Origin of the sequence: Actinoplanes sp. NPDC051475 (genome assembly GCF_040689425.1) — a bacterium.
Classification (GTDB): Bacteria; Actinomycetota; Actinomycetes; order Mycobacteriales; family Micromonosporaceae; genus Actinoplanes.
Genome location: NZ_JBFAZZ010000015.1, coordinates 139,120 through 152,592 on the forward strand (window position 1 = coordinate 139,120; position 13,473 = coordinate 152,592).

The 13,473-nt window shown below is 70.2% G+C and carries 18 protein-coding genes; 5 read left to right on the plus strand and 13 right to left on the minus strand.

Annotated elements, in window-relative coordinates; all coding sequences use genetic code 11:
• Position 1: 1 nt before the first annotated feature.
• Entirely contained in the window at positions 2-685 is a 684-nt protein-coding gene (locus tag AB0368_RS28525) for a TetR/AcrR family transcriptional regulator C-terminal domain-containing protein (RefSeq protein ID WP_366157066.1), read from the minus strand.
• A gap of 69 nt (positions 686-754) precedes the next feature.
• Here AB0368_RS28525 and AB0368_RS28530 point away from each other — a divergent pair, with 69 nt between their 5' ends.
• Entirely contained in the window at positions 755-1,420 is a 666-nt protein-coding gene (locus AB0368_RS28530) for a DUF4386 domain-containing protein (RefSeq protein ID WP_366157067.1), read from the plus strand.
• A gap of 4 nt (positions 1,421-1,424) precedes the next feature.
• On the opposite strand, the gene AB0368_RS28535 is transcribed toward AB0368_RS28530, so the two are convergent.
• Positions 1,425-2,153, minus strand: a complete 729-nt coding sequence (locus AB0368_RS28535; protein WP_366157068.1) for a TetR/AcrR family transcriptional regulator — start codon at positions 2,151-2,153, stop codon at positions 1,425-1,427.
• Positions 2,154-2,199: 46 nt separating this feature from the next.
• Here AB0368_RS28535 and AB0368_RS28540 point away from each other — a divergent pair, with 46 nt between their 5' ends.
• Complete coding sequence (locus AB0368_RS28540; RefSeq protein ID WP_366157069.1) at positions 2,200-3,054, plus strand: alpha/beta fold hydrolase; 855 nt, start codon at positions 2,200-2,202, stop codon at positions 3,052-3,054.
• Here AB0368_RS28540 and AB0368_RS28545 read toward each other — a convergent pair whose 3' ends face one another.
• Both AB0368_RS28545 and AB0368_RS28550 read right to left on the minus strand, forming a co-directional pair.
• On the minus strand, positions 3,055-4,065 hold the full coding sequence (locus AB0368_RS28545) for a hypothetical protein (RefSeq protein ID WP_366157070.1): 1,011 nt from the start codon (positions 4,063-4,065) through the stop codon (positions 3,055-3,057).
• Complete coding sequence (locus tag AB0368_RS28550; protein ID WP_366157071.1) at positions 4,059-4,601, minus strand: sigma-70 family RNA polymerase sigma factor; 543 nt, start codon at positions 4,599-4,601, stop codon at positions 4,059-4,061. Before AB0368_RS28550 ends, AB0368_RS28545 begins: the two co-directional genes overlap by 7 nt.
• 90 nt (positions 4,602-4,691) lie before the next feature.
• On the opposite strand from AB0368_RS28550, the gene AB0368_RS28555 reads away from it, so the two are divergent.
• Entirely contained in the window at positions 4,692-5,051 is a 360-nt protein-coding gene (locus AB0368_RS28555) for a hypothetical protein (protein ID WP_366157072.1), read from the plus strand.
• A 4-nt stretch (positions 5,052-5,055) separates the two neighbouring features.
• On the opposite strand, the gene AB0368_RS28560 is transcribed toward AB0368_RS28555, so the two are convergent.
• From AB0368_RS28560 to AB0368_RS28595, 8 genes are all read right to left on the minus strand, one after another.
• Positions 5,056-5,736, minus strand: a complete 681-nt coding sequence (locus AB0368_RS28560; RefSeq protein WP_366157073.1) for a hypothetical protein — start codon at positions 5,734-5,736, stop codon at positions 5,056-5,058.
• 263 nt (positions 5,737-5,999) lie between these two features.
• Positions 6,000-6,341, minus strand: a complete 342-nt coding sequence (locus AB0368_RS28565) for a hypothetical protein (protein WP_366157074.1) — start codon at positions 6,339-6,341, stop codon at positions 6,000-6,002.
• 22 nt (positions 6,342-6,363) lie between these two features.
• On the minus strand, positions 6,364-6,696 hold the full coding sequence (locus AB0368_RS28570; protein ID WP_366157075.1) for a hypothetical protein: 333 nt from the start codon (positions 6,694-6,696) through the stop codon (positions 6,364-6,366).
• Positions 6,697-6,843: 147 nt separating this feature from the next.
• Entirely contained in the window at positions 6,844-7,530 is a 687-nt protein-coding gene (locus AB0368_RS28575; RefSeq protein WP_366157076.1) for a hypothetical protein, read from the minus strand.
• A gap of 170 nt (positions 7,531-7,700) precedes the next feature.
• Entirely contained in the window at positions 7,701-8,171 is a 471-nt protein-coding gene (locus AB0368_RS28580) for a hypothetical protein (protein ID WP_366157077.1), read from the minus strand.
• Between the two features lie 83 nt (positions 8,172-8,254).
• A complete protein-coding gene (locus AB0368_RS28585; RefSeq protein ID WP_366157078.1) occupies positions 8,255-8,749 on the minus strand; it encodes a hypothetical protein in 495 nt (164 codons plus the stop codon).
• A gap of 71 nt (positions 8,750-8,820) precedes the next feature.
• On the minus strand, positions 8,821-9,309 hold the full coding sequence (locus AB0368_RS28590; protein WP_366157079.1) for a hypothetical protein: 489 nt from the start codon (positions 9,307-9,309) through the stop codon (positions 8,821-8,823).
• A 922-nt stretch (positions 9,310-10,231) separates the two neighbouring features.
• Entirely contained in the window at positions 10,232-11,023 is a 792-nt protein-coding gene (locus AB0368_RS28595) for a hypothetical protein (RefSeq protein ID WP_366157080.1), read from the minus strand.
• 182 nt (positions 11,024-11,205) lie between these two features.
• On the opposite strand from AB0368_RS28595, the gene AB0368_RS28600 reads away from it, so the two are divergent.
• Positions 11,206-11,649, plus strand: a complete 444-nt coding sequence (locus AB0368_RS28600) for a nuclear transport factor 2 family protein (protein ID WP_366157081.1) — start codon at positions 11,206-11,208, stop codon at positions 11,647-11,649.
• Between the two features lie 45 nt (positions 11,650-11,694).
• On the opposite strand, the gene AB0368_RS28605 is transcribed toward AB0368_RS28600, so the two are convergent.
• Positions 11,695-12,315 carry a TetR/AcrR family transcriptional regulator gene (locus tag AB0368_RS28605; protein WP_366157082.1) on the minus strand — a complete coding sequence of 207 codons (621 nt, stop codon included), beginning with the start codon at positions 12,313-12,315 and terminating at the stop codon, positions 11,695-11,697.
• 174 nt (positions 12,316-12,489) lie between these two features.
• Between AB0368_RS28605 and AB0368_RS28610 the strand changes: the two genes are divergently transcribed.
• Positions 12,490-13,473, plus strand: a complete 984-nt coding sequence (locus AB0368_RS28610) for an NADPH:quinone oxidoreductase family protein (protein WP_366157083.1) — start codon at positions 12,490-12,492, stop codon at positions 13,471-13,473.

The window sequence follows — 13,473 nt, forward strand, 5'->3', positions numbered from 1 at the left end:
GTCAGCCGCGGAGGCGCGCCAGCCCGTCGAGCAGCAGATCGACGGTGAACTCGAACTCGGCCTGGCTGTCGCACCAGCCGAGCATGTCGCCGGCGGAGTCGTGCATCTCGGCCGCGACCATGGCCGTCAGGTGCGGCATCGCCTCCGCCATCGCGGCCAGGTCGGCCTCCGCGGCGCCGTCCTCCATGCTGCCGCCGGCCGAGGCCGGGCTGAACGTCTCCTGCGCGAAGCCGAGCGGCAGACTGCCGAAGGCGTGCAGCGCCCGGTGCGCCAGGTGGTACGAGAACCCGGCCCCGACCAGCGTGCCGACGATGCCGTCGTAGTACGCGAAGAGGCCGGCCGGGATGGTGCGCCGGGTGCCGAACACCCCCGGCGCCCACGGATGCCGCAGCATGACGTCGCGAGCCGACAGGAACTGCTGCCGCAGCCGCCCCCGCCAGTCCCGGTCGTCGGAATCGAGGTGGCCCGCGGCGGTGGTCAGCTCGGCGACGACGGACTCGACCAGCCCGTCCAGCAGGGCGTCCTTGCCGGGCAGGTGGTAGTAGAGCGACATCGCCTCGACGTGCAGGTCGGCCCCGAGCCGCCGCATGGTCACGGCCTGGATGCCCTCCCGATCGGCCAGCGAGACCGCCGTGGCCAGCACGCGCTCGCGGCTGAGCGGCTTGCGGGATGTCTTCGCCACCATTGCTCTCCTTGCAGCAGTGTGGCAACCTTACACAGTATGGTTACCTTACGACGTAAGGCTGCGCTTGAGATGAATACTGTGCTCGGGCCCGCACGGACGACCGGTCTGCTCTATCTCGGGCTTGCGGTCACCGGCGCGCTGGGCTTTCTGCTGATCAGACCCCGGCTGTTCGTGTCCGGCGATGCCGCCGCGACGCTGGCCAACCTGGTCGCGCACGAGTCGCTGGCGCGTGCCGGCGTCGCCCTGGAGTTGCTCGTCGTCGTCACCCAGGCGCTCGCCGCGATCTGGTTCCACCGCTTGTTCCGGGGCGCGGATCGGCTCGCCGCCCTGAGCATCGCCGCCTTCGGCCTGGTCAACGCCGTCGTGATCCTGGTCAGCGCGGCTCTGCTGGCCACGGCGGTCGAGGTCGCCGGCGATCCGACGGCGGACGCCGCGCCTGCCGTCCAGCTGCTGTACCTGATCAGCGGCAACCTGTGGGGAGTCGGAGCGCTGTTCTTCGGTCTCTGGCTCATCCCGATGGGCCGGTGCGTGCTCCGCTCGCCCCGGATGCCCCGCGCACTCGGCTGGACCCTCATCGCCGGCGGCGTCGGATACCTGATCAGCGCCTTCGTCGCCGTCCTCGCCCCCGGGGCCGGTCCCGTCGCCGACGCGCTGGTCGTTCCGGCGACTGTCGGAGAGCTTTGGATGGTGGGCTACCTGCTCTTCCGAGGTCTCGACCGCCCGGTCCCGGCCTGACGGCTCACCCGGCGGCCGGCTCCAGCGCCCCGGCGAGGATGCCGACGCCGGCCGTCAGGGACGCGCGAGGACTGTCCTGCCACTGCGCGGCGACCGGCTCGAGCGAGGTCGACAGCGGATAGCGCCGAGCCAGGTCCGGAATCTGCCGGGCGGTCGCCTGCGCCTGGGCCAGCCACTCGGACATCCCCTCCTGGCTCATCCGCCGGTACGCGGCGTCGGTCTCAGCCGTCGCCGCAACCGTCGCGTAGAGCATGGTGACCGCCGGGGTCCGGGCCGGCGCCGGGATGCGCCAGCTGTCCAGGATCCGCAGCAGCCGTTCCATCCAGTCCTGCTCGTTCGGTCCCTGGGTGGTGGCCTGTGACCAGCGGCGTTCGGTCAGCCACGGATGGGCCAGGTACACCTCGTAGAGCGCGGACGCCCACGCTCCGAGCGCGTCCGCCAGGCTCGTGGCCGGATCCTCCCAGTCCGGCAGGGCGGCGGCGTGGTCCTGCATCAACGCGAGCAGGTGCTCCTTGGTCCCGACGTACGGGTAGAGCGCCATGGGCGTCTTGCCGAACGCCGCCGCGACCGCCCGGGTGGAGACCGCCGCCAGGCCTTCCGCGTCGGCCAGGGCGATGCCCGCGTCCAGGATGTCGTCCAGATCGAGCTGCTGGCGCGGGCCCCGGCGCGGTACCGGCAGCGTCGTGCCGCGGTGCCGCCACAGCCGACGAACATGGGCGTCGATGTCCATCATAGTCCTTACAGTGTATAGTGTTTCTACAGACCAACGGGAGGTAACCATGATCCAGGCCCGGCTCCACGACGATTCCCTGCTGGACGTGACGGTGCAAGGCGACGGCCCGGCGGTGCTCCTGCCGCTCAACACCGCCGTCATCGAGGGCGAGACGGCCGAGCAGATGCGCGCCTGGGGCGCCGACCCGGAGCTCGGCAGCACGCTGGCGGCAAGCCTCGCCGAGGCGGGCTTCCGCGTCATCGCGGCCGACTACGAGGGACACCTCGAAACCCACCCCAAGCCCCGCACGCTCACCGCCGCGAACGTCGCCGCCGACCTGCTCGCCGTCGCCGACGCGGCCGGCGCCGAGCGGTTCGCCTACTACGGCTACTCGTGGCTCGCGCTGGCCGGGCTCCAGCTCGCCCTGCGCACCGACCGGCTCTGGGCGCTCGCCATGGGCGGCTACCCCGCGCTGGGCGGCCCGTACGGTCCCATGCTGACCGTCACCCGGACCGCCCACCGCATGGCCCTCGCCGCCCGGGACCGGCCGCCCGCCCCCGCCGCCGAGCCGACGCCGGGCGACTGGGACAGCGTCGAGTTCACCCGTACGCCGGACCAGACCCAGCAGTACGTCACGTTGTACGAGTCCCTCGAGGACTTCGACGACCGGGCGGCCCTCGACCGCCTGGCCGTCCCCCGTCTGGTCTTCGCGGGAGCCAAGGACAACATCACGTACGGCCCGAAGTGGGACGACGCCTACGTACCGATCGCCGAGCGGGTCGAGGAGCACCGGGCCGAGCTGATCGAGCGAGGCTGGCGGGTGGAGCTGATCCCGGACGCGGACCACATAAGCGCCATGCAGGTCCGCAACGTCCTGCCGATCCTCCGGCCATGGCTCACCTCGATCAGCCCGGCGCGCTGATCAGTTCGTTCCGGTGGTGTGGCGCACGTCGTAGAGCAGCGTGTAGCGGGTCACCTCCGGCGCCCCGTCGACGCGTACCGAGTCGTAGCTGAGCAGCTCGCCGGTGCGCCGATCGAGGACCACGACGTCCTCGTAGGGGGAGTCGCTCTGCCGGTGGGTGAGGGCGACGCCGGGGCGTCCGAGGCGGTCGACGACCGGGCCGCGCCACCGGAACACGTGCTGGTCGGCCAGGATGCGCAGGACCTCGGCCCGGGCGGTACGCGGCAGGCCCTGACCGGTGTACAGCCTGGTCAGCGCGTCGGCCACGGCATCGGGCCGCTCGACCCGAAGGGCCTTGGCAAGAGCCGACCGATGCAACGGTACGGGCGCAGCGAACGTACCGTCACCGGCACGGACCGTCTGGTCGTCGGCCCGCGTGTTGTCGAAGACGTCCGGTTCCGCGTCGAAGTACCGGCGCGACGCCTCGTTCGGATATTCCGCCGGCAGGGGAGTCGCCACGAGCCGCCCCGACAGATCCGCCCGCACCCAGGTCTTCCACTCGTCGGCCGCCGCCTTGAACAGCCCCTGGTCCTCGACGCCGGCACCGAAGACACCCACGGACTTCTGCCGGATGAAGGTGTAGGGACCGCTGCTGAGATCGAACGGAGCATCGGTCAGGTTCGTCGCCATCGCTCGCAGGTGAGGTGCGGCATCCTGGCCGGCTCCGGGGATCGTGTACGCGATGGGCACGATCACCGCCCCCCGTGGAACCGGCCGGCGCGGCGCGACATCGTCGTCCGGAAGCGCCACCGTGGCGACGACCGCGGCCGTCGCCGTGGCCAGCGCTGCGGCCAGCACCACCCGGCGGCGAGGACGAGGATGGGCGCGCTCCGGAGCCGTCAGCGGGTCCTGCGCAATCTGTTCGGCGAGCCTGATCATCTCGTGGGCGGGCAGCGCCGGGCCGGGAATCGCCACGTCGTCCGCCGGGTCGGCAGGGGCCAGGAGAGTGCGGGTACGTCGCTCGGTCAGCATGCGAATTCTCCTCCCGGCGACACCCTCGCCGAGCTGGTAGGGGGAGCGGAACGTCGAGGGCTCGCGAGCGCGGCGAGCCGCCGGCGGCGGGCCCGGTGCAGCCGTACCGCCGCCGCGGCCCGGCCGCAGTCCAGGACCTGAGCGGCCTCGGTGACACTGAGCTGCTCCCAGCCGACCAGGCGCAGGATCTCCTGGTCGGCGTCGTTCAGCGTGCTCAGCGCGGATCGCAGGTCCGTGACCGTGGCGACCAGGTCGGCATCGGATCCGACGGCCGCCTCGACGTGCTGGGTGGGCACCGGCCGGGCGGCACGGCGATGGTTGGCCAGCAGCCGCCGGGCCACGCCGTAGAGCCACGGGAGCACCCGGTCGGGTACGTCGGCGCGGCGGCGCCACGCAACGATGAACACCTCTTGAGCGAGTTCGCCGGCCGCATCCGCGTCTCCCAGGCGCCGCAGTCCATAGCGGACCACGGCGGCGTGATGAGTCGCGTAGACGTCGGTAAACCAGGCTTCGCCCCGGTCACCTCGCGCTGTCATGAAGGAACCCCGTCCGTCGTCCGACACCTTTCCCTTGTCTGTGTCGCTGACGACGGGATCGTTACATGTCCATGCCGGATAATGTGGCCGGTGAAGGTGAAGCTGAACAAGCGCCAGCTCGTCATCGGTGTCGTGGTCGTCCTCGTCGTGCTCGCCGGCCTCGCGATCGGCCGGTCCGCGCAGGACGCCGGGCCGGGCCGGCTCGACGACGCCGCGGCCAAGGCGTGCACGGCGTTCGCCGACGGGTACGCCGACGCGGACACCAAGACGGCCCGGCTGCGGCTGGCCGACGAGGTCAACAAGTTCTCGGCCGGCAGCGACAACGAGCAGATCGCCGACCGGGCGGCCGCGATGGGCCGCAGCGCGAACGACGCCACCGCGGAGTGGAAGGCGGACGCCGCGCAGTTCACGCGGGCCTGCCGCGACGCCGGATGGACAGCGGCCCACTGACGGGTCAGCGGTCGGCGGTGCCCCTGATCTGGACCGGCACGGTGAAGACCGCGCCATGGCACGCGGACTTCGCGTCGGCCGCCATAGACAGCCCGCCCCGTACGGTGAAGGCAGCGACGTTGTTGCGCCGCACGTTCCAGCGGACCGCGACCGTCGGCTGGGTGAAGGTGACACCCGGGTTCTGACACCCGTTCTCGCGGTGCTCGTCGTCGGCGATGACCTTGCCCGTGCCCGCCGACAGCGACGTCACGCTGATGGGGAAGTCGTTGGTGTTCGTCACCGTCACGGTGAGGTCGCCGGTCGTGCCCGGCCGCAGGGGAACGTCGAAGCTGGAGCGCCCGCGCAGATTCATCTCGACACCGGAGGCGCCCTCCGACGGGACCGCGACCTTCCAGTACGCCCACATGGCCCCGGCGTTGACGACGGCCGCGGCCACGGCGGCCGCCACCAGGATGCCGCGGGTCCGGTGGTCCATCCGGCGCCGGAGGGGCGGCTCGATGAACTCCGGCGGATAGTCGAACTCGTCGGCCTCGGCCACCGGCCCGGGGTCGGCCGGAGACTCCCGGCTCAGCACGGCGCGCCTCACGATCCCGTGCTCACCGGGCAGGGCTGCGCGGTCGGGGCGAGCCGTCTGCTGGTCGTACGCATCCGGGGCTTCCTCCCTGGGAGGTGCGGGTGCGGTCACCCCCACAGTGCCCGATCGGTCGCGGCGGGGAGATCGGCGTTCCGTCTCGCGTTACGAGCGTATGAACCAGCCATGACGGCCGGGACGGCCTAATTCCCGCGAGGGAGGGCTACCTGCCGCGATAGTCGCCGGCGCTCCGGCGCGGCGCCGCCAAGGGGCCGCTGACCTGCGGGTACCGGCGGCTAACACCGTTCGACTTCGGGGGCAAACACGAGCCTGATCGGCGTTTTGCGAAGGACCGGGAGCGCTCCGGGCGGCAGGTCTCAGCGGGCTCCGAAGCGGCGGCGCCGGCGGCCGATCGCCTTCGGTTGCGGCTGCGGCTGGATGCGCCGGCGGGACTGGCCGACGAGGTGGCGGCGTTCGGGGCTTTCCTCGGCCGGAGGGGTGAAGTCACCCTCGGCGGGCGCCGCGCCACTGTGTTCCCGCTTGCGGATCGCCATGTCGAACATGGAGTTCGACGCCTGGTCGTATCCGTTGCGGTAGGCCACGTCGCGGTCCAGGCCCTGCTTGTACCACTGGTGGATGCGCCCGGCGGCGTACCCGCTGGCGATGACGAAGGCGAGCGCGAACAGCGCTTGGATGATGCTGTTGCCGGGCACTGTCATGACTCTGTCTACCTTCCGTTTATCAAGCTTGGTGGTGCAGCAGGCGGTGGGACTCGCGCCGCTCGGCGTGGATGTCGATCGTGGTGCGTTCGGGCAGGTGGTGCAGGGGGACGACCGCGCGGACCTGCGCGGGTGCGCTGCTCGCCGCGGCTGCCGGCTTGATGCCGGCCGGGTGGTTGCGCACGGCGAGCTGGAAGAGCGTGTGCGAGGCCTGGTTGTACCCCTCCCGGTACGCCACGTCGCGGTCGAACCCGTGCCGGTACCACTGGTGGACGCGTCCCGCCACGTACGCGGTGAAGATGACCATGGCGACGGAGAGCGCGAGCTGAAGAGCGATGGAACCGGATGGCGTCATACCCAAAATGTTATTAGTTGTTGCAGAGAAAGTGGACCATCTGTAACGGCAGTGCTGCCGTACGCCAGTCGTCCCGAATCTGTCTGTTTGTTCAGGGCGTTTCGCCGTGACAAAAACGGCCTTTTATGAACTTCGACGGATGTCTAGTCAGGACTTGCGGACCGCGGTGATGGGAAGGTCGATCTGAATACCCGTTTGCGTGCCGTGTTCATTTTCCGCATTGTCCGGCGGCGTGTTCTTGGCAGGCTCGTTCGCGGACGACTCCGGCGCCGGAGCGGCCGATTCGGACGCGCTACCCGACTGCGGCGTCTCCGCCTCCGGAGGTGCGGGCGGCACGATCACCGGCGCCTGCGGCGACGCCGAGATGTCCGGTGCCGGATTCGCGGGATCGGCGGGCGTGCCGGACCCGTTCACCACGGCGCCGGGCGACGCGATCCCGCTCGGGCCAGGCCCGGGTACGAGCGCACCGCCGGCCGACCCGGGCAGCACGACCACGCCGTCGACCAGGATCGGAGCGGCCTCGCCGGGAAGCAGCACGGGCCGGCTCGACTCACTGGCCAGGCCCGTCCAGTACGAGCCGTAGGTGGCCGCGACGGTGTACGTCACCAGATATCCCGCCGGCGGATGCCAGTCGACACACCGGGTGCGCCCGGCCGGAACGTCGCACGCGACCTGCGTGACCGGCCCCAGGTGGCGGGTGACCACGTAGCGCTGCACCGGCACGCCGGTCGCGATGGAGATCCGGCGCCAGCTGATCCGCGGGCCGCGTACCACCAGCCCGTCGCCGCTGACCAACGGTTCGCCCGGAGGCAGCTCGGCGTCCGGCGCGGCCATTCGGGGAATGCTCGCGGCGCGCACGGTAAAGGTCACGGCCTCCGCTTTGACATCCCAATTCCCGTACGCGGCGACTCCGGTGCCGATCGCAGCCGCCGTCACCACGCCGATGATCGGCAGAGGCGACCGAAGAAAGCGCAATGAACGTCCGGTATGAGGGTGACGATGCCTCACCGGTCAGCCACGGCATCGGCGGTCACGGCGACGGTGAAGGTCGCCTTCTGGCACGCGTCCACGACGGAATTCGGCATGTGCAGCGGTACGGCCCCGGCCTGGCGGCTTTCCCGCGCACCGATCCGCGCCGGCAGCGCACCCGTGTACGGCTCGACCTCGAGGTTGGAGGCGACCGGCGCGCACCCGGGCCGGTCGGTGGCGGTGAGGCGGGCGTGCATCCCGGTCACCAGCAGGTCGACACGCGACGGGTTGTCCAGCGTCAGCACGAGCCGCCGGCGCGCACCCGGGTAGAGATCTTCGACGGCTGTACCCCGTACCGTGAATGCCGGGTTCTGGTAACCGCCGGCCGCAGCCGCGGTAAGGGTCATCTCCTGATCGGTCGTCGCGGGGTCCTTCAACGCGACGGCGAGTCCGGCCGCGCCGACGACGGCCGCCGCAGCGGCCACGGATTTGTGCCACCGGTGCACAGCCTGACTCCTGACATGCTCACGCCGACGTGACAAGGGGATGATCGCGGGCGGCACGTCGGCGGACGCCCGCGAGGTGGGGGTCAGGCCGCGCTGCTCAGGCCCTTGGCGGTGACCGGGATGGTGAAGGTCGCGCCCTGGCAGGCGGAGTCGGAGCTGTTGGTCATCCGCAGGCCGTGGGGAACGGTGAAGACGCCGATGGTGTTCTTCGGCACCTCCCACGACACGGACAGCACATCTCCGCTAACGATCACGCCGGTGTCCAGGCAACCGGCATCGCGGTGCTCCGAGTCGGCCGTCACCCGGCCCGAACCGGGACTGATCGAGGTGATCTTCACCGGGAAGGCGTTCTGGTTGGTCACCGTCACGGTCAGCCCGGCGGTCCCCCCGGGGTACAGCGGCTCGCCGTCGTCGGACCGGCCCTGCAGCTTCAGCTCCACCGCGGACCCGGCGACGGCCACGCCGGTGCCCGCACCGCCGAGCTTCCAGTACGCCCAGGCAGCACCAGCGTTGACGATCACGGCGGCGGCCGCGGCGACACTGAGGATCGCCTTGCCACGACGGTCGAGCTTCCGCATGCCCATCCTTTTCGGTCTTGGATCAACGGCGGACGGCGGAGACGCCATCCGCTGCGCCCCCACCGCCGTCATCAGGACGCCGCGCTCTGGGCGTCGAGGTGAACGTTGAACGTGAACGGCGCACCCTGACAGGCGTCCGCCGGGTCGGCGATCATCCGCAGCGGACCGCTCCAGGCGATCTGTGCGGTAGCCGGCTTGTCCTCGCTGCCCGGCGGCACCGTCGCCTTCGCCGGCAGGGCGGCGTCGTCGACGATCTCCACATTGGCGGCCGCGTCGCACCCCGCCTGCGGCGAGTCCAGCCGCGTGAGGTCGATGTCGGTGATCTGTACGGGGAACGCGTTGCGGTTCTCCACCGTGAGCAACACCGTCGTGGCGTTGCCGGGGGTGAGCCCCCCGGCCAGCCCGGCGCTGGTCACCTTGAGGTTGACCACGGAACCGGCCTTGGCCTCGGCGGTGCCGGAGCCGGTGAGGCTCCAGGCGGCCCAGGCGGCGCCGGCCGCGCCGACCGCGACGATGCTGGTCACGGCCACGGTGGCGGACCGTCTGCTGAGCTTGCGCATGCGCGCGTTCCTCCTGCGAAAACGTTTGAATGTGGCTCCGGCCGCCGGGACACGGCCGGAGCCACGGGGAATGAAATGCCGTGCGCCCCGCCGGTGGAGGCGGAAAGGGGCGCGGCACAACATTCCCGGACCAAGGGCAGAAACGTGATCGGATATCCGTGCGTCATTGCCACCGGATAAAATTCTGTTTCTGCGCCTACCGGGTTAACCCGTCAGAGGGACGGCGACGCCCGGGATGCATCGATCATCGATGCGCCGCCCCTGTCGTTCCGTTCTGGAACATTTGTTCACCAGCAACAACATCCGGCTACCACCTCCCCGCCCACAGTCCAAATCGGCATCGGTCACACTCCGGAGGGATCCCCACCGCCGGGCGGGGCAGCGAGGATCCCAGGAACCGCCGGAATCGCTAACCGGCGGATCCCCATCACCGGGCCGTCGCAGGGGGGCACTCGACGACGGCCCGGCGACAAGGTCTTCGTGGCGTCCGTGGCGCGGGCCCCCGGCGTCTTCTCCGGTCGCCGAGGACCCGCCTGATCCGCACACGCGCCACGACACGGTGCGCGGATCTCTTTTCATCACCTGCCGGGTTCGTAAGACAGCAGGCATTTCGGGGCCGGTCAGCCGGGTGGGCGTTGCTGCATGGCGCATCCCTCTCGCATCCCCGGGTGCCGGTCGCTCTCGGTTTAGGGAGACGCCGTCACTTCGCAGGTAGGACGGCGTCTCGTAGAGGAAAACGCTACGGCGGCACGGTCGGAGATCAGGCATCCGTTCGGGGATTTCGCGGTTTTGATCATTACCCGGCGACCGACCGGCTGAGCCCATCCGAGTGACTGTGCTGGCTCCGGGGCCGAGCCCCGGAAACCCACGGTGCGGTGGTTGCGCTCTGGGGCCTGCGCCGGGTATTGCGGTCGGCTGGTCTCTACAGTGCGGCGCGGTATCGCAGCCAGCAGTCGGCGGCAGCGGCGAGCGAAGCGAGGTGGGGTGCCCCTGACTTCTTCTGCCGGTCGCGCATCAGCTCGGCGACGGCGCCGGCGAATGCGTCGAGCGCCCCCGCCCGCGCCGAGGTCCATGCGGGTATCTGCTCGGCCCACGTCTGTGCATCGGCCGGCGGGTGGCCCGCGCGGACCAGGCGGACCACCATGAGCGCTGTGTCTATCCAGGCCGCACCACGACAAGGCGTGGACCAGTCGACGACGACGACACCGGCTGGGCCGATCAGGAAGTTGCGCGGGGTGACGTCGGTATGGGCGAGGGTGTCGCCGTCGATGACGTCTGGGCAGAGCCGGCCCGCCCAGCGGGTCGTAGCTCGTTGCACCTTCACTGAGGGGCTGGGGGTGAACTCGCTCAAGGCGGTCAGTGTCTGGGCGACTGATGGAAGGTCCATCGAATTGGGCGCCAGGTCGGGGTGGCGGCCTGCCACATGATCGAAGCCGAGCAGCAGCCAACCGTCCTGGTCGACGAGCCAGCGCAATCTCGGCGCGATGCCAGGCAGATGGGGATTGAGTCGCGCCTCGTTGCGGTGCATCCAGCCGAGCGGGTTATCGGATTCAACGCCCTTGCAGAAATGCGTGCCGGTCGTTGTGTGCAGGACCACGACCAGGTCGGACACGGCACCCGTCGCCACCGACTCGACACTTCGAATCCGGCCGGTGTTTTGCTCGACCGCCTCGACGACGGCCAGAGGCAGGTCCTGCCAGTGACGACGGGTCACGCTGAACCCTCCCGAGAAGCTTGCCTGCTGGAGTATGCGCAATCAGCGGACCCATCACGCGGCGAGGTGGCCCCTCTGCATGCGGATTTGTCGATCAGCGCGGGAGTGTGGATCTTTGGGGTTCGCGCGTGGCCGGTGCTGGCGCCGACCGCCGCGGGCCGCCGACGCGTGGGGAGTTCGCAATGGCCTTGACCGCCGAAGATCGTTTGCAGATCCATGAGGTAATCGCCCTGCACGGTCACCTGTGTGACGCAAGCGCCTATGAGCGATTCGACTTGGTGTTCACGCCGGATCTCGTGGTGGACACGAGCGATCTCGGCCTTGCTCCTCTGCATCCAGGTGATCAGTACGAGTCTCGGCTCGCGATGTACATCGCGGTCGCGCATCGTCGAGGGCCCGGGGACATCGTGGGCATGCATGCCACCAACACTGTGGTTCGCGAGGATGGCGACGGCGCCCGCGCATGGTCGAAGGGCTTCACCGTCAACCTGGATGGTTCGGTTGCCAGCTTCGTCTACGAGGATCTGCTCGTGCGGACGCCTGACGGATGGCGTATCAGGCGCCGGAAGGTCTCGCCTCGTCGCGAGCCCGGGCGTGGGGTCGAGTTGCCTGTCATGCCCGGCTGAAGAGGCGGCGAAGGCTTGACCGAACCACCGTCCACGCGTCGGTGCTCAGTTGTGGGGACGGTGGGCCGGCTGCTGGGCGCCGAGCATGCGGAGGGCCATTTCGGCGTATCGGGTGGCGATCTCCTCCGGGGTCCAGCGGCCTTCGTCGCGGTACCACCGGGCGATGTCCATGCTCAGGGAGAGCAGTGCGGTCGCGGCGATCTTCGGGTCGGGGGTGTCGAAGGCGCCGGTGGTGACACCGCGTTCGATGACGCCTAGGACCTCCGCGGTGGTCGCTCGGCGGATCGCTCGGATCTCGGTGAGGTGCTCGGGGGTGAGCGCCTCCAGTTGGGTGTTGATGACGCGGGCCATCGTGTGGTCGCGGGCGTGGTTCACCGCGAGGCTGTGGACCATCTCGTGCAGTTGCGTCACGGGGTCGTCGGACTGGGCGGCGATGGCTCGCATCGCCGTCAGCACGGCCCGGTTGCCGGTTGCCGCGATCAGGTAGAGCAGCTCTTCCTTGGACTTGTGGTGGATGTAAAGGGCGGCCGGGCTCATGCCCGCGGCTGCGGCGATGTCGCGGGTCGTCGTGGCGTGGTAGCCCTTGGCCGCGAAGGCAGTCACCGCGGCCTCCAGAAGGCGCGCGCGGGTGCTGTCGGCACGGGACAGGTCCGACGTCGGAGTCACGCTCTCCTCCTGCCTTGGTGGTGCGGGCTGCCCTGTTGACGTCGATCACCCTACAGCGGATACTACCGGCCAGTAAGCAAGCGCTTAGTTAGGCGGCGTGTCACCGGATCGGGGCTGATCAGCCCCCGCCGGGAAGCGGGATCCAGCGGCGGCTGGAGGAGCGGAGGAGGCCTGATGAGGGCTTGGCGCGTGGAGAAGCTCGGCGAGCCGCGGGACGCGTTGCTCCTGCAGGACGTACCCGACCCCGAACCTGGGTCTGGGCAGCTGGTCGTCCGCGTGCTCGCCTCGCCGGTGAACTTTCCCGATGTGCTGATGTGCCGGGGTGAGTACCAGGTGCGGCCCGAGCTGCCGTTCACCCCCGGCGTGGAGGTGTGCGGGGAGGTTGTCGCGCTCGGCGAGGGTGTCACCGCGTTCGCCGTCGGTGATCGGGTCCTGGGCGGGGCCGTCCTGCCGTACGGCGGCTTTGCGGAGCGGGCCCTGATGGATGCCGCCACCACTTTTCCGGCTCCGCGGGAGCTCGATGACGCTGAGGCGGCGTCGCTTCATATCGGCTACCAGACCGGCTGGTTCGGGTTGCACCGGCGGGCCGAGCTGCGGGCTGGGGAGACCCTGCTCGTTCACGCCGCGGCGGGCGGCGTGGGAAGTGCCGCGATCCAGCTCGGCAAGGCGGCCGGCGCTCGCGTCATCGGTGTCGTCGGTAGCCCCGCCAAGGCTGCCGTCGCCCGTGAACTCGGTGCCGATGTGGTCGTGGATCGCCGGGAGCAGGACTTCGTGGCTGTCGTCAAGGCGGAGACCGGTGGCCGGGGTGCCGACGTCATCTACGACCCGGTCGGCGGGGACGTCTACCAGCGCTCCACCAAGTGTGTGGCCTTCGAGGGCCGGATCGTCGTCGTCGGCTTCGCCGGTGGGGAGATCCAGTCCGCGGCGCTGAACCACGCGCTGGTGAAGAACTACTCGATCGTGGGCCTGCATTGGGGCCTCTACAACCGCTACGCCCCCGAGGCTGTCGCCGCCTGCCACCGCGACCTGTGCGATCTTGCCGCGCGGGGTGCGGTGCGTCCGTTGGTCAGCGAGCGGCAGCCCATCGAGGAGATGGCCGCGGCGGTGCAACGGGTCGCCGACGGTGTGACCGTCGGGCGCGTGGCGTACGTCGCATGA

What these genes read in the sequence shown, in the direction of transcription:
- AB0368_RS28530 (WP_366157067.1), top strand. Translation starts at nt 755, where the DNA reads ATGAATACTGTGCTCGGGCCCGCACGGACGACCGGTCTGCTCTATCTC.
- AB0368_RS28525 (WP_366157066.1), bottom strand. Translation starts at nt 685, where the DNA reads ATGGTGGCGAAGACATCCCGCAAGCCGCTCAGCCGCGAGCGCGTGCTG.
- AB0368_RS28610 (WP_366157083.1), top strand. Translation starts at nt 12,490, where the DNA reads ATGAGGGCTTGGCGCGTGGAGAAGCTCGGCGAGCCGCGGGACGCGTTG.
- AB0368_RS28600 (WP_366157081.1), top strand. Translation starts at nt 11,206, where the DNA reads ATGGCCTTGACCGCCGAAGATCGTTTGCAGATCCATGAGGTAATCGCC.
- AB0368_RS28545 (WP_366157070.1), bottom strand. Translation starts at nt 4,065, where the DNA reads ATGCTGACCGAGCGACGTACCCGCACTCTCCTGGCCCCTGCCGACCCG.
- AB0368_RS28550 (WP_366157071.1), bottom strand. Translation starts at nt 4,601, where the DNA reads ATGACAGCGCGAGGTGACCGGGGCGAAGCCTGGTTTACCGACGTCTAC.
- AB0368_RS28575 (WP_366157076.1), bottom strand. Translation starts at nt 7,530, where the DNA reads ATGGCCGCGCCGGACGCCGAGCTGCCTCCGGGCGAACCGTTGGTCAGC.
- AB0368_RS28535 (WP_366157068.1), bottom strand. Translation starts at nt 2,153, where the DNA reads ATGATGGACATCGACGCCCATGTTCGTCGGCTGTGGCGGCACCGCGGC.
- AB0368_RS28565 (WP_366157074.1), bottom strand. Translation starts at nt 6,341, where the DNA reads ATGACAGTGCCCGGCAACAGCATCATCCAAGCGCTGTTCGCGCTCGCC.
- AB0368_RS28540 (WP_366157069.1), top strand. Translation starts at nt 2,200, where the DNA reads ATGATCCAGGCCCGGCTCCACGACGATTCCCTGCTGGACGTGACGGTG.
- AB0368_RS28570 (WP_366157075.1), bottom strand. Translation starts at nt 6,696, where the DNA reads ATGACGCCATCCGGTTCCATCGCTCTTCAGCTCGCGCTCTCCGTCGCC.
- AB0368_RS28590 (WP_366157079.1), bottom strand. Translation starts at nt 9,309, where the DNA reads ATGCGCAAGCTCAGCAGACGGTCCGCCACCGTGGCCGTGACCAGCATC.
- AB0368_RS28585 (WP_366157078.1), bottom strand. Translation starts at nt 8,749, where the DNA reads ATGCGGAAGCTCGACCGTCGTGGCAAGGCGATCCTCAGTGTCGCCGCG.